We start from the raw sequence: 23,814 nt of genomic DNA on the forward strand, positions 1-23,814 counted from the left end.
GCGTTGCCATTTATCTCAATAAAAAAGGCGCAAAGTGAAAACTTTGCGCCTTTCTCTATTTCTAACTGTTGCTTTCTAAGTATCTATTTAACTTTTGGTGTTACATAAGAGATTGATACTAGTTAGCGATCAACAATAGCTAGATTACTTCTTTACACCTTCAACGTGTAGATCCATATCTACATAGCTTGAAGCGCCCATTACTGGAATGTTGAAGTCAGCAAGTTCTAGACGAGTTGTACCCACGAAACCTGCACGCTCACCGCCCCATGGGTCTTGACCAGCACCGATGAATTCAGCTTCGATAACGATAGGCTTAGTTACACCGTGAAGTTTAAGGTCACCCATTACTTCAAGTTTGCCGTCGCCTTTATCAACAACTTTCGTGCTGTTGAATGTCGCATCAGAGAACTTACCAGCATCGATGAAATCGCCGCTACGGATATGCTTATCACGTTCTGCGTGGTTTGAATCAAGGCTTGTAGTATCAACCGTTACGTTTACTGTAGACGCTTCAACGTTGCTTTCATCAAATGAGAAGTCACCTGAGAATGTGTTAAAACGACCTTGGATAAAGCTGTAACCCAGGTGGCTAACTTTAAAGTTAACTGAAGCATGCGCACCTTTTGTATCAATCACGTAATCAGCGGCGTTCGCAGCGAAAGGCATTGCCATTGCAAATGCTAATCCTGTAGCGATAATTGACTTTTTCATTTTGAAGCTCCTATCATTTTTCGTAGCGTATCGTCTTTGTCGATAACGTGGTGTTTTATCGCCGCTAAGGCGTGTACTGATGCCATGATGATCAGTACCCATGCAGCATAGTAGTGAATCGTTCCTGCGAGATCAGATTGGTTTGCAAACAGTTCACCCATACTTGGTACAGTGAACCAATTGAATACGTCGATCCCGCGGCCATCTGATGTTGAAATCAAATAACCTGAAATAAATAAAACCGCTAAGTTAATGTACATAAAGCCGTGAGCGATCTTCGCTGCTGCAACTTCATAGCTTTTACCTTTCACTTTAGGTGACGCGGTAACTAGTTTCCAGACCAAGCGGATAACGGTAACGGCAGCCAAAAGAATGCCTACCGAGCGGTGATAGTCTGGCGCTGTTTTGTACCACTCGCTGTAGTATGAAAGATCAACCATCCACAGGCCTACACCAAATAAGCCAAATACCGCGAGAGCTGAAATCCAATGCATCGCTCTTGCTAAAGGGTTGTAATTTCTAACGTTGTTGTCCATGCATCTCTTCCGAATGTTAACGAGTAGTGTAGTTTCGAAAAGCGTACCCTACACCAAGTTTGTGTAACATATTATTTACCAAGCTTTACATTGGTAACATCATTTCAAATTAAACGAGTTATTCAAATTATTTGAACAAGTTTGGGCTAAACGTTAGATTTCAACGATTTGTTCGATCTCGTAAAGCTCATCTGAGATATCTAACATTTTACGTTCCATGACTTTTTGAGCGTCTTCTATCCCTTTGTTGTAGTAAACCGCCCCAAACTTTTTACTTATGAAATCGACCAAGAATTCTGTGTCGAACTGACCAAGCTCCACATCGAGTTCATCCTGCAGGTACTTTTGGAGCGTATGAGTAAGCTCAGACTTTTGTTTCGAATCTAATTGAATGGTCATGAATGTTTCCAAATAAAGAGTAAGTAGATCAATTGTGATTTGCTGACTAGACTATAGTCGAGGTAACTAGCTAGAATTCCTCATAATTTAGAATACAGACCTGTAGAGCGCCAGTGCTATCCATAAAATCACTCAGCAATGGTTAATTTTGATAGAGAGATCAAGAACTCGCACTTTGACGATAGGTAACGGAACCGCAATTACCGTACTATTGCCCATCAATAAGATAGTAGCTGTGTATAAGGGACTTCATTGTTATTAGATCTAGTGATTAAAAGCGTTAATCAATTTCAAGACGATTGCCTAAAGCTCTGTGAACGCCACTACCCTACGGTGCACAATCAAGGGATCAGTGAGCACCATATAGGTAAGGCATTTGCCCGCCGAATGGAGCACACCTTCGTTAGCTTTAATCATGCAAGCAACATCAGCCCACTTGAAATGCTTTCCTCTAGAGAAACGCCTCGACACTTCCGAATATCTTCCGAAATCGGTACCGTTTGGATGATCAGTCATCATATGGTGAGCGCCGGGAAAACATGTCGTAGAAAGTTGATGTTGGACATCCATAATTGGCAACAAGAGTATGGATTTTCCATTCAACCCAATGACGTTTTGATCATTGTCTCCGACCATTGGATTAGCCGAAGTAAAAACAGTGGCGAATTATTGCATTGGTGGATGGGTGAACTCCCAGATGAGATCACGGAATATAGTCAACAAGGTATCACGCTAAGAGAGAGTGATTCTCAATTTGCTACTGACTTAAATAATAATTTTAAAATCAGCCCTTGCTTCATTAAATTTGGACACCCTTTAAAGCGGTCAGGAAATCAACAACTGGTTCGTAAATATCTGCAACTTTACGCAGTACTTCAATGGCAGTAAGAATACGGGTCAACTTTTTTAATCAGTCTTGAAAGTAAATAGTTAGACCTCCATCCCAACATTTTATAAAACCTAACTCAAGCCCTACCCAATAATCAATCAAAGTTTATCTTCGATAAAATAATAACTTATCAGCTCATCGTTCATATTTTGAGAAGTAGATATCATTTATATGCAAACAGAGTTGTTTGTTAATAATGTAACTTTGACATTCCCCCATAACCTGAGGCTTTATCCTTATTTTCACCTGGTGTATTGGCGTTGAAAGCTTATATTGATTGGTGTTGATATGAGATAGATTACTCAGAGATTAAATTCACAATAGTCATTATTAATGGTGAATGATAAGTAATTTTAATGACTAATATCAATTATCATGCTGTTTTTTCGTTAATTATATTTATTTAAATATTGACTCTACAAAAGAGTTTTTATTAATTGACAATTTACTTACACCTGTCAATATTGTGACAGCCGCGACATGTACGTCCGCCATTGAATAAGCCCTCTTTACTAGCGACTATGATTTTATCAGACAGAAGTGAATTTATTAGCTGTATATCCGTAGATGCTGATATGCAGTTTATTGCGAAATACCAAGACCTGACGCTTAGAAGCGTCTATCAACCTATATTCGACTCTTCTATGACTCAAATAGGTGTTGAGGCTTTGGTGCGCATTTCAAATAACAAAGGTGATATTGTTCGTCCTGATCAATTCTTCCATTCCGACGAAACCTCAAGCACAGACAAAATTAATGTCGAGAGGCTGAGCCGAGCCATTCATATACGCAACTTCGCACAGTCGACTATTCGTCATTTACACCTATTCTTGAATGTTCTTCCTAATGTTGGCGAGTTATTTGCCGCAGAGAAAGTGAGCGATAGCTTGTTAGCTAAGCGCCTGCATGAGCTTAACTTATCGTGCGAACAAATTGTGATGGAGTTGGTCGAGCTTAATGTAGAGAGTGAAGAACGTTTGAAAGACGCAGCCCATTCATTGGCGGAAAATGGTTTTCAAATCGCTGTTGATGATTTCGGAACACAAGCGTCAACAGAACAGCGGGTTCGCCATATTAATCCTCATATCATCAAGATAGATCGCTCTGTGATGTTGGATTTTGAACAAGGCGACACAAGTGAAATGGAGTTGGCCTTAAAGCTTGCTACTCAAATCGGTGCGAAGACGGTAATCGAAGGGATAGAAACCCAACAACAACTCGCAGCGATGCAAAATTTAGGCTTCGATATGTATCAAGGTTATCACTTAGCAATGCCAAAGCCGATTGAGTTAGACATACGGCTAGCAATTTAGAATCGCCCTATTGTTCTTAAAGCCGCTTGCCCATTGAGTAGCGGATTTTTTAATGCTTGCCTATTCGTACCCTCTTACCGCTCTCACGTGTCAACACATTTCAGGACGGGACAACACGCATAAAAAACCCAGTCAAATTTGACTGGGCTGGCTTAAAAGAATCTGTTTTATATCATTCCCTAATAACCCGCAGTGGACGGTTTGATTCTATATAAAATAGCGAACATCACCGGTACTACTATTAGCGTTAGTACGGTAGCAAAGCCTAAGCCTGCCATGATGGTAATCGCCATCGAGCCGAAAAATGCATCGAATACCAAAGGAATCATACCCAAGATAGTCGTTAATGCTGCCATAGATACCGGTCGTACACGACTAATCGCACTGTCGACAACCGCTAAATATGGGTCTTTACCTGTTGATAGCTCACTGTTGATCTGGTCAAGCAGTACAATGCCGTTCTTCAAAATCATGCCGCTTAGACTCAATAAGCCAAGGAACGCTGTGAAGCTGAATGGCATATTGGTACCTAACAGACCAATTGAAACACCAATGATAGAGAGTGGAACCGTAAACCAAATCACAAGCGGCTTACGAACCGAGTTAAACAGAAGCATCGTGATGATAAACATCAGCAAATAACCCATTGGCAGTGAACCAAACAGAGATTCTTGCGCATCTTTAGAGCTTTCGTACTCACCACCCCAGCTAATGCTGTAGCCTTCTGGTAAATCTAATGCTTCTACCTTTGGTTTCACACGAGCAAACAGACTCGCTGGCGTTTCATCACCAAGAACATCGTGGTCAGCCAATACTGTTAGCGTACGTTTTCTGTCGCGACGCTGAATCAGTGGCTCAGACCATTGAAGCTCTACGCCATCAATCACTTGCTCAACTGGGATGTAAGTTTGTAGTGATGGGCTCCAAATCTTCACATTGTTTAGCGATTCGAAATCAAAACGCTCTTCTTCCGGTAAACGCGCCACGATAGGTAACATATGAGTACCATCACGCAGTAGGCCGATGTTGTAACCGCCAAACGCCATCTGTAATGTCTCAGACAAGTCAGTTTTTGAAATGCCTAGGCGACGAGCCTTAGATTCGTTGAACAGTGGTACAAGTTCTTTAGTGCGTTCACGCCAGTCATGACGAACATTTCGAGAGCCTGGATCGGCAAGCAAGATGTCTTCGACTTCAACTGCAATGTTACGCAGTACTTGTGGATCGGCACCGATAATACGCGCTTCAATTTTTGAAGCGGGTGACGGACCAAACTCAATCAACTTGAACTGGAACGTTGGTTGCTCAAATTCGTTCGCTAAGTCTTTGTCTAGCGCCGCTAGAGCCTTAAACATAGTGTCGCGGTCAGTGGTTCTTACTTGTAACTGGGCGTACGCTTCGTAGCTTTTCTCTGGTTGGTAAGTCAGTGCGAAACGTTGCATGCCCTGCCCAACCGTTGTCGTTACAAACTCCACGTCGTCTTGCTGGCGAATGTAGCTTTCAACTTTTTCTGTCTGCTTGATCGTTTCACGAACATCGGTGCCTTCTGGCATCCACATGTCTACGTAAAACATTGGGGTATTTGACGGCGGGAAGAACTGCTGCTTCACCATACCAAAACCGACGACAGAAACTGCTAATAGAGCGACCATACTAACTACAGTAAGCCATCTAAATCGAAGTGCTACTTTCAGACACGCACCGAATACCACAAACAGGATGCCTTTGTATGGGTCTTCGTTCTCATCAACCTTGTCTTCTTCTTTAAGCAACATCTCGGCAAGGAATGGCGTTAGTGTTAGTGCAGTTACCCAACTCAAAAACAGTGAGAAACACAGTACCCAAAACAGTGAACCCATGAATTCGCCTGTCGCATCCTTCGACAAACCAATCGGTGCAAACGCTGTGATAGCGATAATGGTCGCACCTAACAGTGGCCATTGTGTTTGCTTGACGATGTCTTTCGCTGCTTGAAGCTTGGTTTTGCCTTTCTTCAAGCCCACCAAAATACCTTCAACGACAACAATCGCATTATCCACCAGCATACCCAGCGCGATGATCAGTGCCCCCAGAGAGATGCGGTGCAGTTCAACATCGTTGTAATCCATCAGGATGAAGGTACCGAATACCGTCAATAGAAGAACCAAACCGATGATCAAACCACTGCGTAAGCCCATTGCGAACAACAATACAATGATAACGATGGCTACCGCTTCAACTAGGCTGATTAAGAAGTCAGCCACAGATTTGTCTACTTCTTGCGCTTGGTTGTAGAAGTAATTCAGTTCTACACCCGCTGGCTTAATGCTTTCTAGGCGATCCAGTTCCGCATCCAGTGCTTTACCAATCTCAACCACGTTTACTCCTGATGAGAAAGCAATACCTAAGTTGATTGCAGGTTTACCGTTGTACGTTAATACATTACCCGGTTTTTCTTGAATACCACGAGTCACTTCAGCAACGTCTTTTAGACGAATTAGATTGCCAGTGTCACGACCATGAATGATTAGGTTTTCTAGTTCTTCAACCGTGCTTAATGTGCCGTTTGGCTTAATCGTTAGGCTTTGACCATTCAGCATCACCTCGCCTGCCGATACCACACTGTTTTGTTGTGCTAGCAATGCTGTCACAGTCGACATATCTAGGTTCAATGCGGCTAAGCGTTCCAGTGACATCTCAACAAACAGTTGTTCTTGTTGGTCACCTGCAATGCTAACTTTACCGACACCGTCAACCAGTTCGATTTCACGCGTTAGGTAATCTGCGTACTGTTTGAGCTCAACGTAATCGTAACCATCACCGGTCAGCATGATCATCACACCAAACACATCACCAAAATCATCGATGATCTGAACGGAATTTACACCACTTGGCAGTGTTGGTTGTAGATCGTTGATCTTACGGCGCATTTCATCCCAGATCTGAGGCAGCTCGTCTGGACCGTAGTCCATCTTCATACTGACCATAATTTGGGACATACCGTTCGATGATGTCGAGGTAATCTTGTCGATGTACGGAAGCTGTCTTATCTCTTTTTCTAGTGGGTAAGTCAGCTCTTCTTCAACTTCCATTGACGTAGCGCCAGGGTAAGTTGAAATAATCATTGCATCTTTAATGGTAAAAGCTGGGTCTTCTAAACGGGATAGATTACCAAAAGACGTCACACCGCCAATGGCCAAAATGACTAGAAACAGCCAGCTGATTACTTTGTTCTTTATTGAATATTCTGCGATGTTCATTCTGCTTTTCCTGACAATTGGATTCCGTCACGGAGTTTTCTTAAATTCGAATTTACGAGTAGCTCACCTTGCTCAACACCATGAGCGATGAGTGCGCCTTGGCCACTGATCTTGTCGACTTCTACTTCGCTTTTGAATGCTTGTCCGTCTTCCATTTTCCACACATAGAACTGATTCGCTTCAGAGCCCGCTTCTAGCGTTGTCATTGGTAATTGGTAGCCTTGAACATCGCTCAGGCCCGCTTTCGCCATATCTACATTGACCGTAACGCTCGTGCCTGGCAGGATTTCACTTTCAGGCTGCTGCATCTGCATCCAAAATTCGTAGGTACGGGATTGTGGGTGCAGTTCACTGGTGTGTTCTAGATACGTCAGTGGATATTGGCCTGTGTGACCGCCAAAGGTCGCCTCAGGACGATAGCTATTTGAAAGTATGTCTGGGCTAATTGACGCCAAGATCGAATCTGATACTTGAATTCGCACATACACCTTGTCGTTCTGGTACACACTCAGTAGTGTTTCTCCAGGCGTCGTATTTTCGAATCGTTGCTTATCGACAGTTGAGACTGTTCCTGAGAATGGCGCTAAAAGTTCTGTGTAACCTAGCTTGCGTTTTGCCGCCGCCAAATTCGCCGATGCGAGCTTGTAGTTAGCCGTCAGTTGGTCGTGTTCTGATTGCGATAACATTTCGCTGCCAAACATCTCAGTACCACGGGCCAACTGTTTGCTCGCCAGTTTGAATTGAGATTGAGCATCAGTCAGATCTTGGACGTACGTTGCGTTATCTAAGGTGGCTAATAACTGCCCTTTTTCGACATTGTCGCCCGCTTCTACTAATACTTGTTGAATCTCGCCTGCTAGCTTAAATGCCAAGGGAGTCAATTCAGCTGGCATCACCTGTCCATTAAAACTTCTGAACTGATTAGTAAGCGGTGCGCCAACTTCAAAGGTAGAAACCAACAAAGGTGGTTGTTCACGGTGTACAGCTTCATTGTTACAGGCTTGAAGTAACAGAACCGACGCGACAACAACTGATAATTTTGAAAGGTTCATTAAATACCGCCCTCACGAAGCCAAGCTTTTACTTGTTGTCCGTCTGATAACGCATCCACACCCGCTTCAACGATAAGGTCACCAGACGACAATCCGTCGATAACCTTGCCTTGCTCATCAAGAAGGACTTGTACTTTAGAAATCAGTTGAGAGTCAGGGTTATAACGCCATAGTTCACCATGGCCTACGTCTTTGTTTAACCAAGCTGAATCCACAATACCAATGCCGTAGTCAGATTTACTTTTCTGAACTTCAACTTGCGCTGTCATACCAGAAAGTAGATTGATGCCTTCTGGCTTTTCGATAGACACAACCGCTTGGTAGCTGTTGGTATCTTCATCTGGTTGCGTTGAGATTTCTTTAAAGCGAGTCGGGATACGAATGCCGCGGTGGCTGTCCATCACAACCCACATGTTTGAGCTCGTTAGGTCTTGAATAGAACGGTCTTCAAGCTTTGATACTGGAATTGAAAACGTCACATCCATTTCACTGTGATTCAAAATATTCAGTACAGGCTGCTTTTCTGCGATCAATTGATATTGCTTTCCAAACACCATCGATACCACGCCATCGAATGGAGCAACTAAGGTAGTGTAGCCAAGGTTTGTTTTTGCTTGGTCCAACTCAACTTCAGCGGCAGTAAAGGTGTTTACGGCTTGGTCGTAGTAATCGGTACTGACCAGTTTTTTCGCATACAACTCAGAAGCTTGTTTGTATTGGCTGTTCGCCAGATCAAATTTAGCTTGGGCTGCGTCAACGGCAATACGGTAATCCGTCGCGTCTAATACGGCTAACACCTGACCTTTCTTCACTTCTTGTCCCATACGAACATCGAAGGTTTCTATATCTCCACCCACTTGGAAAGAAAGTGCCGCACGGTCGGTTGCATCAACCTTTGCAATGAAGCTATCGAGATCAATATCAGTCTGTTGTGGGATTTCGAACAGCTTGACTGGCTTGATTACCTGCACATTTTCCTCTGACTGAACTTTGTCACATCCAGTTAGAGAGCCTGCGAGCAATAGTGCTGCAATAACAGCTCCCATGCGCTTGCTCGATATGGCATTGATAGACAAATTGAACTGCATGATGCCTCTCCGTTTAATTATTATGATTTATTACACAGGTGGGCAGTATATTTAATATTAAATAATTCTCAAGCTTTACTTTCCACTTGTGCAGTATTTTTTATTTCAGTAAAAACAGTGTAGAATGTTGTAATCAGGTAATTATGTGAAATGAAGATGACCGAAAAGAAGCAAGGTAGAAGAAGTGCAAAAGACGCCGAAGAGACGCGTTTTTTGATCATGAGCGTTGCCGCAGACATGTTCTGTGACTTTGGCTACGATCGTGTATCACTGCGAAACATCAGTGAAAAGGCAGGCGTCTCGCATAGCCTTATCCGCCACCACTTTGGTAGCAAAGAAAAGATTTGGCATGCAATAAGTGATTGTTTACACGATTATTTTCAGTCTTACATCAGTAAGATTATGGAAGAGCTGCCAAAAGATGTTGCGCCAAATATCGCTATCTACCTGTTTAGCATGCGTCTGTTCACCAACATGATTCACTCACGTAGGCCAATGCAGCTTATTTCAGACTCTGTTCGCCAAGAAGACAACCTAGTTGATTACTTCATCGACAATGTCGGCGATGTTGAAAAAGAGATTAACGGGCTTGCCGCTGAGTACAATGCAGCTAACCCAGACAAAATGATCAACATTTACGAAGTTAAATGGCAAATGATCATGTACGCAAACGGCGCTGTATGCCTCACTCCCTTTATGGAAAGCACTTGGAATGAAGGTGATATGGTCACCTCACCCGAAGACGCCCTACTTAAGCATTGGCAGCTTTTCAACACGCAGATGGTCAGCAAGTTCAATATTGATGAAGAGTGGGCTCTAAATCCAACCTCGATTGAAGAGCTGATTTATGAAGTGCCATGTGAATGGAAGTGTAACCAGGAACATAAAGCTTAATCGGGTTCATAACCATTATGAGCTTATAAGATACAAAAACGCGCCGTTACAGAAGTCACTGTAACGGCGCGTTTTTATATGTATAGATCTTTAAACTGGAGCTTTGTACAGCTTATTAGCGACGTGCTTTACCGCGGTTTTGGTGAATCTTAAGCTTCGCTTTCATCTTACGTTTTTCTGATGAACGGCTTTTGCTGCGACCACCACGATCGGGCGCTAGATCTTTTTCAAGGCTTGGTTCAAAGCCCTCTAGCCACTCTTGAGGCAAGCGAGTATCAAGTAATCGCTCAATATCACCCAATAGGTAAGCTTCATCCTGACTCATCAAAGAGATCGCTAAGCCGCTGTTACCCGCACGGCCAGTACGTCCGATGCGGTGAACATAATCTTCTGCTTTAAATGGCATGTCATAGTTCACAACTTGTTCTAGCTGCTGAATATCAATACCACGAGCTGCCACGTCGGTTGCGATCAACGCACGAACTTTGCCTGACTTGAAATCGTCTAGGGCTTTTTGACGCGCACCTTGGCTCTTATCGCCATTGATTGATGCCGCTTTAATGCCGTCTAACTTAAGCTCTTTAACGAGAGCATCAGTGCCCTGCTTAGTCTTTGTGAACACCAACACTTGTTGCCAGTTTTTTGAACCAATCAAATACGCTAATAGCTCACTTTTACGCGACTTATCTACCGGGTAAACCATCTGTGTTACGGTTTCAGCGGTGCTGTTTTTTGGCGTAACTTGGATTTCACTTGGCTTCTGCATCATACGGTGTGCAATCGCTTTGATTTTGTTATCAAACGTTGCAGAGAAGAACAGAGTTTGACGCACTTCGTTCATGCGAGAAAGAATACGCTTGATGTCAGGCATGAAGCCCATATCTAACATACGGTCAGCTTCATCCAGTACCAGTACTTCCGTTTGGCTCAACATGATGTTTCTAGTGAACATGTGATCAATAAGACGACCAGGCGTCGCGACAAGAATATCTGCGCCACCGCGTAAGTTATCAGTTTGCACCTTCATGCTAACGCCGCCGTAAGCCACCACGACTTTAATGTCGGTGCCCTTTGCGTAGCTAGTTAAGTTATCGAAAACCTGTTGTGCCAATTCACGAGTTGGCACTAATACAAGCGCACGAACGAGCTTAGGGTTCGGAATAACGTTGTCTTTTGTCTCGATTAATCTTTGAATAATCGGTAAACCAAACGCAGCAGTTTTACCTGTACCCGTTTGAGCACCAGCCAGTACATCTTTGCCTTCTAATACCAATGGAATTGCTTGTTCTTGAACACTGGTAGGAGCCGTAAAATTAAGCTCAGACAACGTGGCAAGAAGATGCTCAGATAATCCTAGTTGGTTAAAAGATTTTGTAGATTCAGACATAGTATGATGCTCAAAGATTAAATAGGCGCGGATTGTAGCAAACCTGCATTACGCTGTTTACCTTTCCTTTTGATTTTTCTTCATTTGAAGCGCATTAAACTGCTTAGCTTCCTCTAAAACGTTGGGATAAAGCTCATTAAAGTGACACTGCAACGTATCATAGTGACGTTCGAGGTCATCGTAACATGCCTCGAGCATACCGAGCTTAGGCCTTCTCAACGCCATTCGCTGCAACACCACCTCTATAGATGACATGTCTTGATAGCTCTCTAACCATCTATGCTCAGCCATTTTCTGATGAACCATAACGAAATTTTCAGGCCAGTGTGGCTCTTGATGTTCAAAGATCTGCTCATGGCTATCTAAACAAAAACGCTCTAATGTCTGCTGTGAAAACTGATCCCAATGATTGGCTAAGCAGTGATCCCAAAATACATCGAGTGCGATAGGCGCAAAGCGTCGTGTTTGGTCTGAGAAAAGTGATTTTGCAGAACGAGATACATCATGACGATCAGTATAGCTATCAACAAATCGATGAAGCCTAATACCGTCAGAAAGGGAATCAGAATAGTGTTTATTAGGGTCGCCTTTAACAAAATCACCTAACAGGTTACCTGCTAAGTTGCTGTTACAGTGCTTGGCGATGTGAAGGTGTGCGAGAAAGTTCATTGAACCTCATTAAAGTATCGAGAACTAAGTAACATGGTAAACGTACTCGTTTATCTTCGCGAACTTTAATGAGGATAGTTTTGGTATGACGTGTGAGCGAATACGATTTGCTCAGTTTAGAATTGTTTGCTTTGAGAAGCTTTAGCTAAGAAAACTTTTAGCTTTAAAACGTTTCAGTTGAAACTGAATTAAAGATCTTAAAAGCTTAGTTCGAAGACTTGAAAAGCTCTTCTGCTAACTGTTTCACTGTCTGCTCATAGTCAGACAAATCAATGCCAATTTCCATAGCATCTAACAACTCTAGACTTTCGTCATTATAAGATTGGTCACTCATTGTGCCCCCTCTATTCCTTGATGTGGACATGATGTCCGATTAACTAGTGCACCATCTTGGACTTATATTATGTCACTTTGATGAACGCACTCTACTCTACCCATTCCATATTCATAGCTTAAAGCTACTCGCGATCATTAACGCTTTTTTGCGCTAAAGGGGTATACGCGAACGACATATGTACTGCCACCTTACACCAAGTACAACAAATTACTCTATAAATTTTGAAACCGATCATGGTCAAACGTTTGCTTTGCTCAATTGAATGCTGACACGCCCCTTTGTGTAAATGTTAATTTACAGTGGATGTTTTTAATTACAATAAGAATTGCATTTGGAATTAAACTCAATCAGAATACTTCAAAATCGAGATATTCTTTGGGTTTATGCGCTTAAGCTAGAAGAATTCCAATGAAAACACACCCTAACGTAAAGAATTATATACAATGAATAAATCAAAGGTTTTTGGTAGTACTTTGATCATTGCAGGCACAACCATTGGTGCTGGCATGCTCGCTCTTCCACTTGCTTCTGCAGGTATTGGCTTTTCAACTTCACTTTTCTTGATGCTGGGTTTATGGGCGTTAATGGCTTTTACTGCGCTATTAATGGTAGAGCTTCACCAATTCGCAGAATCTGACGCTACCCTACACACGTTAGCTCATACCATTTTGGGGACAAAAGGAAAGTGGATTGCGAGCTTCGCGGTGATGTTTCTTTTCTACGCTCTGTGTGCGGCATACATAGCTGGCGGCGGTGCGCAATTTAACCAACGAATTTCGGATATCGCGGGTATCGAACTTAATGCTCAAATCACCACGCTTCTATTTACCGTATTAGTTGCCGGCGTTGTTACGATTGGTACACACAGTGTTGATAAAGTTAACCGCGTTTTGTTTGGCTTAAAGCTTATCGCGATGGTTTTGGTACTCAGCTTCCTAGCGCCAAACATTACCTCTCAATACTTAATGAGCATGCCTTTACAGCAAGGCCTGATTGTTGCGGCTATTCCGGTTGTGTTTACCTCTTTTGGTTTCCACGGCAGCATCCCATCAATTGTTCGATACCTAGATGGTGACGTTCGTTCTTTACGTAAGGTAATGATTATTGGCTCGGCACTGCCTCTGGTTATCTACGTTTTCTGGCAAAGTGTTACTTTGGGCGTGATTAGCCAAGAGCAGTTGTTGTCTGACACAAGCTTGGGCGCGCTATTAGTCTCGCTATCGCAAACGGTTCATCAATCCAACCTAAGCGTGATCGTCGGTGTGTTTGCAGACCTTGCACTGCTGACATCTTTTATTGGTGTGAGCTTGGGCTTATTTGAATTCATGGGCGACTCACTGAGCAAGAAACTAGGTAACGCAAAACGTGTTAAGACAGCTGCTATCACCTTCTTACCGCCACTGGGTTTTGCCTTATTTTACCCACAAGGCTTCATCATGGCTTTAGGCTACGCAGCCATTGCACTTTCAGTGCTCGCGATTCTGTTACCAACAGTGATGGTCTACAAGGTTCGTTACACTGATTTCTCTGTCAAACCTCAATCTGCAGAAGCCAGTTACCAAGTGTTAGGCGGTAGCAAAGCGTTGTTTTTAGCAGGTAGCGTTGGCGTATTTATCATTGCCATTCAAGTTCTTATTTCAGTAGGGTTACTGCCTTCTTTGGGCTAATAAACCTATACAGAACTAATTTACTTGATCCAGATCTCACAAATAACATGTCACTATCATTAATTTTCACAATTAGTAGATTGAAGTCACATTTTTATTGAGGTCGGTTATTTAGAGTTCACGGTAAAGGATTTACCGTGGAGTTTTTATGAAAGAAGTACAATTTCGAACGATAGACAAACTGTTTATCAAGATGTCGATCAACGACAAATTTTGGGTCATTTTCTTAATCTTTTTTGCCGCTTTGGCAAGCCTAGCTGGACTGAACTACGTCAACAAAATGGAACACATTGACGTAACTGCAAAACAGCAGGTCGAGTATCAACTGCAAGGCATTTTATCAGCATCAGATTCCCCGGCATCTGTTCGCTCTGTTAGCCAGCAAACTCGCGCTCAACAAACCACTATTTCAAATAATGGTTCTGTGACTGCCACAGCACTCGCACAAGATGGCAACTACTACTCACTTACCGTTTCAACTAACGATATACAGAATCAAAAGCAGCAAGCACTGTACACTTTATTACTGAGCTTCTTGTGGTGTGTGCCTTTTGGTCTTTTCTGTTACTGGGTAGCGACTTTCCTAGGCGGCGCACTTTGGGTTCTTTATTCAACGACTCAAAAGATTGGTGATGGTGACTTAACATCACGCCTTGGCTTCCACCCTGGCCGTGATGAGTTCGGCACGATTGGTTGTGCGCTTGACCGTTCAATGGACACGCTTAGTGAGTTAGTCAACAACGTAAACCACAGTGCAGCAACGCTAAGCGAAACATCGGCTTCTTTCGAAACTGAGATGAAGCGCAGCGAAACACAAATCATGAGCCAAAATGCCTCTCTAGACTCTGTAGCGACAGCAATGGATCAGATGACAGCTTCGGCAAATGAAGTCTCTAACATCTCTGCACGCTCAACTGAACAAACAGAACAAGACGCGCAGCAAATCAACGATAGCCACGCGAAGGTTCAACAGGCAATCTCGGAAATCACCACCCTTTCTTCTTTGATTGAGCAAACCTCATCTTCTGTTACTAGCTTGAATGTGAATACGAGCCAAATTAACGAGGTCATCACGACGATCAATGCTATTTCAGAGCAAACTAACTTACTTGCTTTAAATGCCGCGATTGAAGCCGCTCGTGCGGGCGAGCAAGGCCGAGGTTTCGCTGTTGTTGCTGATGAAGTAAGAACACTGGCAAGCCGCACTCAGTCGGCTACTGTAGAAATCCAAGCGATGATTGAACGCTTACAGCAAGAGAGCCAAAATATCGCGAAGATCACCGAACAGACGGTTGACCAAGCGCAAACCAGTAGCCAGTTGATTTCAAACATTGGTCACGACGTAAACTCGATTGCAGATTCAGCTCAAGCACTAATGGACATGAGTATCCAAATCGCAACATCAGCCGATGAGCAAAGTAACGTTGCCAATACGATTGCAGCAGAGCTTAACGATATTCGAAGCCAATCCGATGTGATTAAAGACGTGGCTCAGAATTCTTCAAATGGCGTATCTAGGCTAACAGAAGCGTCGGTTTCTCTATCTCAGACATTGGCACGCTACCGAACTTAAGGATCAACTGGTGAACTAGCGGCGTGAATTGAAAACAAACTAATGAGGACTCGTAATGGGTCCTTTCTTTTTGGCTTTTGTTTAATAACATTACAAGAACCATGGTCAATAACGATGACATTATCAATTACCATGAAGCAAGTCGCAAAGGAGAGATTAAGAAGTGTCAGAACTGTCTAATATTCGAGCTTAGGAGTAATCTAATTGAACGGGTCTTTTTTCGCTTACCCCCTTGCTGCAGGTGACACATAATGAATAAAACAGAAACACCAAACACCGACGACATTACATGCCCTTTATGCCAACACGACGAGTATCTGCTTTCAGAAAGTGGAGAAAAGTTTACTTGTGCATCTTGCGGTTTCCACACCAAACAATTTAGTAAGGTAGTCAGCCTTCAACTAAGCTCTACCCCACCAAAGCTGCAGAATTCGATATACCACCATTTGAGCAGTGCTTGCCATTAATCCAAACTGAAATTTCTTCTAAACTGTAGATATCCTGAGCCGCGAGTTCTGCTGAGTCGGCTTCGGGATCTACGATTGCTTCATCAATACTCGGGCGTAATCGAAACGATTGGATACCCGCGCGAACACCAGCCTCAATCCCTTTCAACGTATCATCCACGTAGATGCACTCATTTGGCAGAAAGCCCATGTTCATGGCCGTGTACATGATTAGATCAGGCTCTGGCTTCCAGCTGTTAGCATCAAAAGCTGAGAACACTTTGCCTTTGAAGTCGTCTAGCATGCCTGTCATCGCCAATGAAGATTCAACCCTAGATTTCGGTGCATTGGAAGCAATACAAAACTCGATGTCTTGTTGTTTGAGGAATTCAATAAGTTCGATAGCGCCATCCATCGGTTTTAAATGACGCTGGAACAGTGCTTGTAATTCATTGCGATATAACGGCTCAAGTGTATCAATCGAGATAGATAACCCAAGACGTTCTTGTGTATCCATTAAGATGTCGGCTAGCTTCCCGCCTTGAAAGTGCGCATAGCAGTCGTTGACGTTTAGCTCCGCTCCAAAGCCAGTGAAAACGTTCACCAAAGCTTGGCAGCACAGCTTTTCACTATCGATAAGTGTTCCGTCACAATCGAAAATCACACATTTAGTCTGTTCTAACCGCATAGGTATCTCACTCAGATTGAATCCAAGTTTTATCCTATAGTGTTCTTTCAATGCGCGAGATGATTGAGGTAACAGTTTGCAGATACAGGCTTATTTCTCTTCGCGAAATATGGAGTTGATCACTTTATCGCTCAGCATAAGCAATAGTTTTCATTAAATTAACCCAGATTCTACGAAACCAAATACTGCGAGGTTTACATAAGCTACTCAATTTCAGGAGAAAATATAAATCACTACTTCCTAGCCGGATCGTGGTGAATCGATAAAAAAAATGGCTTATAGGCTACTCAGATAGAGCGACAATTAGCTAACAACCGACTCTTCTAAGACCTTAGCTTCAAGCGAAGGTGAAGACGCATATTCTATAGTTCCAGTATCGGGATACGAATCTCGGATAGCGACAAACTCGGGTAAGTGTTTCAGTAGCAATTTAGTTAGCTGAGGATCAAACTGGTAGCCACACTCTCGCTCGAACAAATCGACCACCATCTCTAATGGCCACGGCTCTTTGTAGCAACGTGCACTAAGCAGTGCATCAAATACATCGGCTACGGCAGTGATACGAGCAAACAGGTGTATTTCATCACCCACTTTTCCATTCGGGTATCCAGCACCATCCCAACGCTCGTGATGTTCGTTAGCAATGATTGCCGCGAGGTTGGTAATATCACCCGCTCCGCTCTTTAGTAAGTTATAGCCAGCCGTAGTATGAAGCTTCATCACCTCCCACTCTTGGTCGGTTAATTTCCCAGGTTTATCCAAGATTGATTCAGGGACTGAAATCTTACCCACATCGTGCATTGGGCTGATGATCTCAATCATCTCGACCTCGCGATGGCTCAAGCCACGATACTTAGCAAGCAGTGCAGACAACTTGGCTACACGCTTAACATGATTACCAGTTTCGCCAGAGCGGGTTTCAATTGCCTCTCCGAGAACATGAATCATATCCTTTTGGATATTCAAGGTCTGTTTCTGAAGCTTTAAGATTCGTTTGTTCTTATTCGCCAACTCTTTCTTTTGGCGCAGAGTGACAAATTGCATCAAGATGATCAGGCTCAAACCCGCAATCACCATCGACAGCCCCAATAACAACTGGAAGTTTTTGCGAATAAAGGATGAAGGCTCGTTAATGAAAACCGCTTCGTCAGGTAACGCGTTTGCACTAATCCCGTATCTCTTCATTGCAGGGTAATTGAATACAAAACGTTTGTTGTCTCCGGGAGTTAACGGTGTAGTAAAACCAAGTGGAAGGTATTTATCCAACGCATCGACGGCCTGTTCACCCATGCTTTGTGAGTGATTAACGTAACCACCGAGTACATCACCCGAAATATAGAACTGCCACAAAGCAAACACCGGAGCAGCACTCGCTTTTGACAACGTATCCGCAATCTCTTGGTAAGTGTGATAAACCCCTTGCTTTAACTCGGTGTTGTAATGACTGAGCAATACCGCATCGTCCGCAGAGATCCCTTCCAAAAATTGGCTCGTATGCTCCAGCGACAAGTCGCGAATTTCTACGAGATTGATATTTGAAAATTCAGCCATCATTTTGTTCATTTCTTTATGAATCAATTCAGACGTGACACTGTAATCATTTACAAAATAGAGATTCTTTAGATTAGGTCTTAATTTGGAGATCAGCTTAATATTAACGTCTATCTGATCGTTCTCGTAAAGCACAGTTGCTCTGTCAGACACCGCGTACATGTCGGTGCTGAAATCATAGATGCCGGCTGCAACGACAGGTGTGGAGCGATCAATCAAATTAGGCAGAGATTCAAGAAAATTGGCTGCGTTATCGTCCGTCGCAATTACGCCATCAAATTTATAACCTGCATACTTCGCACGTAAGTAGTTCGCGAGAGAGTCGTAATACTCTAGGCTGTGGACACGCTTTGAATCCAAATACTCGATTGAGAGTTTAACTTCGGTTTGAGACTGACTGAACGCACTGTCTATCCCTTTTTGGAAGTCAGCAGTCCATTGATAAGAAGGTTCGTATGAGTGTAAAACTAGGATGCGTTTTATATCCCAGTAGTTAGCAAAGCTGAGTGAAGAATAAGCGCTAACACACAATACAGCGATTGATATCAATAGCTTGTACATACAATATCCTTTAAATAAGACGGGGTATTGTACTTAGATTAACGCTTTGTCAAAGAATCTTTAGTTCTCGATCCACACTTTATCGCAAGAAGCATGATCTTGTGCCCAAAAATCGTGTAACTGCTTAGCAAAGTTGTTGATACTTTGACCATTTTCAGCAACGACATCCGAGATCAATAGGGAACCATCCGCTTCTGTGACGATAGCGCTCGCCACAACTTCACCGTTTTGAGTACCAATATATAATACATGATCGTCAGAAAGCATAATTTGGCTCAAGAACTCAAGCATGTGTGCCCTTTCGATTTCATCTTGGTAAACGCTTGCTTGGTTGAGTGAAAATAGCACGGTCAATTTATGGAAATCGACTTTATGCAGTTCATCAATTTGGGAAGGAGTTTGATCTTGTGCTAGGGGTTGGTATGTCTTGGATGGAAGTTTGCTTTGATAAAGTTCACGGCCGAGGAGGCTCTCTTTTGCGGGGTAAGCAATATCGAGCTGACTAAATAGCCATTGGTTTTTCTTGTGTGCAATTTCAGGTATTTCGTTATTCATTCTTTTAGTACCTACGGTTAGTATCCCCAAATATCGCAGTTATTTGGAAGACATACGGTCGGCTGAGGTGCCGAGCTACAAGCAGAGAGCATACAGAGCATGACCAAGGCCAACAAGTACTTTAAATGCTTCATATTTTTCATTATCCAACAACATCCTTTAAGAACTTAACGAAAAGCTCTACACTCGTATCCAAGCTTTCAATATCCTTATAGTAAACAGAACTATATAAATAAAAAGGACTTCTTATGAAAAAAGCCTTAATAGCAGCAGGTATCGTGACAATGTTAGCTGGCTGTTCGGACAACGAGGTTGGCGACGTCTCACTGGGTTTCTTCACAATGAAGGATATCAAGATGTCTTCATTAGATGACGATAAGATCGCGGGTGTTACCTGTCATATTGCATCAATCGAAGCAAACCTTAGCCTTTCTGATCCAAGTGATAGCTCTATATCTTGTCGTCAAACAGGTGAAATTACACCAGAAATGATTGCTCAAATAGACAAGAGTAAGTCTGGCGAAGTGGTATTCAAGCAATCGAAAAGTATCTTCTTTAAAACAATGAAGGTTCGTCGTATCTACGATGCAGAGAATCAGTCGCTGCTTTACTTGTCTTACACCACCAAAGAAACAGAAGGTAGCTTCAAACACAGCCTTTCAACTGTTCCACTATGGGGTACAGAGGCTTACGTTGATCCAGCGACGTTAGTACAGCCAACCGAGTAGTTTCAAACATATAGTTAGTTGAATCACCTGTACAGACATTGTGCAGGTGATTCAAAATGTAATAAAAATGAAAGAAACAGAAACAAAATGTGATATCATGCGGCAAAATTTTTTCACTGTATTTTTCATATGAAGTTTCCTGGACAGCGTAAATCTAAGCACTACTTTCCAACTCACGCACGTGATCCGTTGGTCAACCAAATTCAACAAACGCCTAAGCTTCACCGCGCAACGATTGTGGGTGTTGGCCAAACGATTGTTGATATCGAAGCCCGTGTTGACAACGCGTTCCTAGAAAAATACGAGCTGAGTAAAGGTCACTCACTGGTATTGGAAGAAAGTAAAGCAGATGCGCTGTATGAAGAGTTAGTTGAGCGCGGTTTGATCACGCATCAATATCCTGGCGATACTATCGGCAACACACTGCACAACTATTCCGTACTTGCGGACAGCAAATCTGTCCTGCTTGGCGTAATGTCTAAGAAGATTGAAGTTGGCTCATTTGGTTATCGTTACCTTTGCCGCACTTCTTCTCGTATGAATCTAAACCACCTTCAAACTGTTGATGGTCCAATTGGTCGTTGTTACACGCTGATTTCTGAAGATGGCGAACGTACGTTTGCAATCAACGAAGGCCACATGAACCAACTTCTTCCAGAAAGCATTCCTGAAAAAGTCTTCGAGAAAGCTTCTGCATTGGTTGTGTCGTCATACCTAATGCGTGGCAAACCTGAAGATCCGATGCCAAAAGCGGTACAAAAAGCGATTGAATACGCGAAAGCGCACAATGTGCCTGTTGTACTAACACTTGGTACTAAGTATGTGATCGAAGGCAACGCTGAATGGTGGCAAGAATACCTGAAAGAAAACGTAACCATCGTCGCGATGAACGAAGATGAAGGTGAAGCGCTAACGGGTGAAAAAGATCCTCTATTGGCTGCTAACAAGGCACTTGAGTGGGTTGACCTAGTTCTATGTACTGCAGGTCCTATTGGTCTATACATGGCAGGTTACACTGACGAACCAGCGAAACGCGAAACCACACTGCCATTGTTACCGGGTAACATCCCTGAGTTCAATAAATACGAATTCAGCCGTGCGATGCGTAAGCAAGACTGTAAAGACCCAGTAAAAGTGTACTCTCACATTGGCCCTTACCTAGGTGGCCCACTTGAGATTAAGAATACCAATGGCGCTGGCGATGGTGCACTTTCAGCACTACTTCACGACATGGCAGCAAATAGCTACCACCACGTGAATGTACCAAACTCAGAGAAACACGAGCACACTTGTCTAACTTACTCTTCACTGTCTCAAATTTGTAAGTACGCAAACCGTGTAAGCTACGAAGTGTTGACTCAGCACTCTCCTCGCCTTTCTCGTGCACTGCCTGAACGCGAAGATAGCTTAGAAGAAACATACTGGGATCGTTAATCGACCATATTAGGCAGTTACCTCTTAAAGGTTAACGCCAAGTGAGATTACCCATTCCTTGAAGGGCTGCTATATGCAGCCCTTTTTGTATTCAACACCAATATAACGGCAGCTGAAGTTAATCATATCGAATATTTTGCTCGTTTAAGATTTGATCTCGCGCAATGACTCTTTAGATCTGTTATCTTCCAGCACATAATTCGTGTGGTTTGCCTTTACTTGGCAAATTTATACAGTACTATCGCCACGCAAACGTTTACGTACCACCTTTCGGTTCTGATATAAGGATCAAATATGCTGTCTGATATTGATATTTGTCGCTCTACTCCCCTTAAAAACATCAGTGAGGTTGCCAAGCAAGCTGGCCTGCACCACAACGAACATCAGCCATTAGGGCAATTCAAATCTAAAGTGTCTCTCACATCACTTGAACGCCTCGCCAACCAACAAGATGGTAAGTTAGTCGTAGTCACGGCGATCACACCGACACCTCTTGGTGAAGGCAAAACCGTCACTACTATCGGATTAGCACAAGGCCTCGCAAAGATTAACCAATCTGCAATGGCCTGCATTCGTCAGCCTTCAATGGGCCCGGTATTTGGTGTAAAAGGCGGCGCAGCGGGCGGTGGTTACTCTCAAGTTGCCCCTATGGAACAATTAAACCTGCATCTCACGGGCGATATTCATGCTGTTACGGCCGCTCACAACCTCGCCTCCGCCGCCATTGATGCACGTTTGTATCATGAACAGCGTGAAGGGTTAGACGCCTTTGAAACGCGCTCAGGCTTAAAAGCACTGAATATCGACCCAAGTAGAATCGTTTGGCGACGTGTACTTGACCATAATGATCGCGCATTACGCATGATCACGGTTGGCAAGAACGAAGCAGACAAAACAATTAACGGCTTTGAGCGAGAAGATGGATTTGATATCTCAGCCGCTTCTGAACTAATGGCCATTCTTGCTCTAGCCAATGACCTTCAAGATTTGAGAAAGCGCATCGGACGAGTGGTACTTGCTTACAACAAACAAGGCTTGCCGCTAACCGCAGATGACTTCAACGTTGCAGGCGCAATGACCGTGACCATGAAGGATTCTATTGAACCAACATTGATGCAAACCCTTGAAGGCGTTCCTACCCTAATTCACGCCGGGCCTTTCGCGAACATCGCACATGGTAACTCTTCAATTATTGCCGATAAAATAGCGTTAAAGCTGAGTGACTTTGTGGTAACTGAAGGTGGTTTCGGCTCAGACATGGGCTTTGAGAAAGCGTGCAACATAAAAGCGAAAGCGTCGAACAAGAAGCCCGATTGCGCTGTGGTTGTCGCAACCTTACGTGGATTAAAGGCTAACTCTGGTTTATACGATTTGAGACCGGGCACTCCGTTACCTGATTCAATCTTTAATGATGACCAAGACGCGCTTGTTGCAGGGTTTGAGAACCTAAAATGGCACATCACTAACGTTAAGCAATACCAAGTGCCTACAGTTGTTGCGATTAACCGATTCCCACAAGACTCAGCTCAAGAGCTCGATGCTTTGAAACAGATGATCACCGACTTCGATCCAAGCGTTAGCGTTGAAGTAAGCGAAGCATTTGGTCAAGGTGGCGAAGGGGCGACTCAACTGGCTCACGCTGTAGTCAAAGCTTGCCAAAAACAGAGTGGATTTAAGCCTTTGTATCACTCAGAGCAAAGCCTAGAAGAAAAGCTGATGGCAGTCGCTGAAGTTGGCTATGGCGCAGCAAGTATTACGCTATCTCCACTGGCTAAAAAACAACTGGCCGAATTCAAACTGCATGGCTATAACGACCTATCGGTTTGTTTAGCAAAAACACCACTATCGATCTCGACAGAAGCACACGTAAAAGGTGCACCAATCCAATTTGACGTGCCCGTTAGAGAACTAAAATTGTGTGCTGGTGCTGGTTTTATTTACGCGTTGTGCGGCAATGTGATGACCATGCCAGGCTTGCCTGACAAACCGGCGTTCATGTCGTTAGATATTGATAGTAATGGAAATATCGTCGGCCTAAGCTAGCTGCCCTTAGTTAGATAATCGGCAATTAATCGCGATTAATTTAGCTTAGGT

20 protein-coding genes are annotated in these 23,814 nt (G+C 43.3%); 8 read left to right on the forward strand and 12 right to left on the reverse strand.

Annotation, left to right across the window (positions count from 1 at the left end):
- Nucleotides 1-144: 144 nt before the first annotated feature.
- The 3 genes from A6D97_RS08935 to A6D97_RS08945 all read right to left on the reverse strand — a co-directional run bounded on the left by A6D97_RS08935 (nucleotide 145) and on the right by A6D97_RS08945 (nucleotide 1,649).
- Nucleotides 145-714, reverse strand: a complete 570-nt coding sequence (locus tag A6D97_RS08935; protein ID WP_017059819.1) for a YceI family protein — start codon at nucleotides 712-714, stop codon at nucleotides 145-147.
- A complete protein-coding gene (locus tag A6D97_RS08940; protein ID WP_065584246.1) occupies nucleotides 711-1,250 on the reverse strand; it encodes a cytochrome b in 540 nt (179 codons plus the stop codon). The genes A6D97_RS08935 and A6D97_RS08940 overlap by 4 nt, the downstream gene beginning before the upstream one ends.
- 153 nt (nucleotides 1,251-1,403) lie before the next feature.
- Nucleotides 1,404-1,649, reverse strand: a complete 246-nt coding sequence (locus A6D97_RS08945; RefSeq protein ID WP_017059821.1) for a DUF2164 domain-containing protein — start codon at nucleotides 1,647-1,649, stop codon at nucleotides 1,404-1,406.
- Nucleotides 1,650-1,901: 252 nt separating this feature from the next.
- On the opposite strand from A6D97_RS08945, the gene A6D97_RS08950 reads away from it, so the two are divergent.
- A complete protein-coding gene (locus A6D97_RS08950) occupies nucleotides 1,902-2,537 on the forward strand; it encodes a hypothetical protein (RefSeq protein ID WP_017067365.1) in 636 nt (211 codons plus the stop codon).
- 576 nt (nucleotides 2,538-3,113) lie between these two features.
- Complete coding sequence (locus A6D97_RS08955) at nucleotides 3,114-3,851, forward strand: EAL domain-containing protein (protein ID WP_083190222.1); 738 nt, start codon at nucleotides 3,114-3,116, stop codon at nucleotides 3,849-3,851.
- Nucleotides 3,852-4,030: 179 nt separating this feature from the next.
- On the opposite strand, the gene A6D97_RS08960 is transcribed toward A6D97_RS08955, so the two are convergent.
- From A6D97_RS08960 to A6D97_RS08970, 3 genes are read right to left on the reverse strand one after another with little or no spacing between them, the layout of a single operon-like run.
- A complete protein-coding gene (locus A6D97_RS08960) occupies nucleotides 4,031-7,090 on the reverse strand; it encodes an efflux RND transporter permease subunit (protein ID WP_017069891.1) in 3,060 nt (1,019 codons plus the stop codon).
- Nucleotides 7,087-8,142, reverse strand: a complete 1,056-nt coding sequence (locus A6D97_RS08965; RefSeq protein WP_065584248.1) for an efflux RND transporter periplasmic adaptor subunit — start codon at nucleotides 8,140-8,142, stop codon at nucleotides 7,087-7,089. The genes A6D97_RS08960 and A6D97_RS08965 overlap by 4 nt, the downstream gene beginning before the upstream one ends.
- Nucleotides 8,142-9,230 (reverse strand): efflux RND transporter periplasmic adaptor subunit, encoded by a 1,089-nt coding sequence (locus A6D97_RS08970; protein ID WP_065584249.1) that lies wholly within the window; start codon nucleotides 9,228-9,230, stop codon nucleotides 8,142-8,144. The genes A6D97_RS08965 and A6D97_RS08970 overlap by 1 nt, the downstream gene beginning before the upstream one ends.
- A 150-nt stretch (nucleotides 9,231-9,380) precedes the next feature.
- On the opposite strand from A6D97_RS08970, the gene A6D97_RS08975 reads away from it, so the two are divergent.
- Nucleotides 9,381-10,124: a TetR/AcrR family transcriptional regulator gene (locus A6D97_RS08975; protein WP_017064637.1), complete on the forward strand. Its 744-nt coding sequence runs from the start codon at nucleotides 9,381-9,383 to the stop codon at nucleotides 10,122-10,124.
- A 115-nt stretch (nucleotides 10,125-10,239) separates the two neighbouring features.
- Here the strand turns inward: A6D97_RS08975 and A6D97_RS08980 are convergent, their stop codons facing one another.
- The 3 genes from A6D97_RS08980 to A6D97_RS22300 all read right to left on the reverse strand — a co-directional run bounded on the left by A6D97_RS08980 (nucleotide 10,240) and on the right by A6D97_RS22300 (nucleotide 12,514).
- A complete protein-coding gene (locus A6D97_RS08980; RefSeq protein ID WP_017059829.1) occupies nucleotides 10,240-11,511 on the reverse strand; it encodes a DEAD/DEAH box helicase in 1,272 nt (423 codons plus the stop codon).
- A gap of 57 nt (nucleotides 11,512-11,568) precedes the next feature.
- The gene (locus A6D97_RS08985) at nucleotides 11,569-12,180 is read right to left on the reverse strand and encodes an ACP phosphodiesterase (RefSeq protein ID WP_017059830.1); all 612 of its coding nucleotides are present in this window, start codon (nucleotides 12,178-12,180) and stop codon (nucleotides 11,569-11,571) included.
- Between the two features lie 205 nt (nucleotides 12,181-12,385).
- The gene (locus tag A6D97_RS22300; protein WP_017059831.1) at nucleotides 12,386-12,514 is read right to left on the reverse strand and encodes a hypothetical protein; all 129 of its coding nucleotides are present in this window, start codon (nucleotides 12,512-12,514) and stop codon (nucleotides 12,386-12,388) included.
- 446 nt (nucleotides 12,515-12,960) lie between these two features.
- On the opposite strand from A6D97_RS22300, the gene A6D97_RS08990 reads away from it, so the two are divergent.
- Together A6D97_RS08990 and A6D97_RS08995 are read left to right on the forward strand one after the other, a co-directional pair.
- On the forward strand, nucleotides 12,961-14,184 hold the full coding sequence (locus A6D97_RS08990) for an aromatic amino acid transport family protein (RefSeq protein WP_065584250.1): 1,224 nt from the start codon (nucleotides 12,961-12,963) through the stop codon (nucleotides 14,182-14,184).
- A 148-nt stretch (nucleotides 14,185-14,332) separates the two neighbouring features.
- Complete coding sequence (locus A6D97_RS08995) at nucleotides 14,333-15,757, forward strand: methyl-accepting chemotaxis protein (protein WP_017064641.1); 1,425 nt, start codon at nucleotides 14,333-14,335, stop codon at nucleotides 15,755-15,757.
- Nucleotides 15,758-16,165: 408 nt separating this feature from the next.
- Here the strand turns inward: A6D97_RS08995 and A6D97_RS09000 are convergent, their stop codons facing one another.
- From A6D97_RS09000 to A6D97_RS09010, 3 genes are all read right to left on the reverse strand, one after another.
- On the reverse strand, nucleotides 16,166-16,891 hold the full coding sequence (locus A6D97_RS09000; protein ID WP_017059834.1) for an HAD-IA family hydrolase: 726 nt from the start codon (nucleotides 16,889-16,891) through the stop codon (nucleotides 16,166-16,168).
- Nucleotides 16,892-17,194: 303 nt separating this feature from the next.
- Nucleotides 17,195-19,003 (reverse strand): HD domain-containing phosphohydrolase, encoded by a 1,809-nt coding sequence (locus tag A6D97_RS09005; protein ID WP_065584251.1) that lies wholly within the window; start codon nucleotides 19,001-19,003, stop codon nucleotides 17,195-17,197.
- A 60-nt stretch (nucleotides 19,004-19,063) separates the two neighbouring features.
- The gene (locus A6D97_RS09010; RefSeq protein WP_065584252.1) at nucleotides 19,064-19,558 is read right to left on the reverse strand and encodes a hypothetical protein; all 495 of its coding nucleotides are present in this window, start codon (nucleotides 19,556-19,558) and stop codon (nucleotides 19,064-19,066) included.
- A 248-nt stretch (nucleotides 19,559-19,806) separates the two neighbouring features.
- Here A6D97_RS09010 and A6D97_RS09015 point away from each other — a divergent pair, with 248 nt between their 5' ends.
- The 3 genes from A6D97_RS09015 (at nucleotide 19,807) to A6D97_RS09025 (ending at nucleotide 23,763) form a co-directional block, all read left to right on the forward strand.
- Nucleotides 19,807-20,286: a CreA family protein gene (locus A6D97_RS09015; protein ID WP_017064645.1), complete on the forward strand. Its 480-nt coding sequence runs from the start codon at nucleotides 19,807-19,809 to the stop codon at nucleotides 20,284-20,286.
- Nucleotides 20,287-20,415: 129 nt separating this feature from the next.
- Complete coding sequence (locus A6D97_RS09020) at nucleotides 20,416-21,720, forward strand: inosine/guanosine kinase (RefSeq protein ID WP_065584253.1); 1,305 nt, start codon at nucleotides 20,416-20,418, stop codon at nucleotides 21,718-21,720.
- 294 nt (nucleotides 21,721-22,014) lie between these two features.
- Complete coding sequence (locus tag A6D97_RS09025; RefSeq protein WP_065584254.1) at nucleotides 22,015-23,763, forward strand: formate--tetrahydrofolate ligase; 1,749 nt, start codon at nucleotides 22,015-22,017, stop codon at nucleotides 23,761-23,763.
- Nucleotides 23,764-23,814: the final 51 nt, after the last annotated feature.

The organism is Vibrio sp. ZF57 (assembly GCF_001691235.1).
Taxonomy (GTDB): Bacteria; Pseudomonadota; Gammaproteobacteria; order Enterobacterales; family Vibrionaceae; genus Vibrio; species Vibrio crassostreae_C.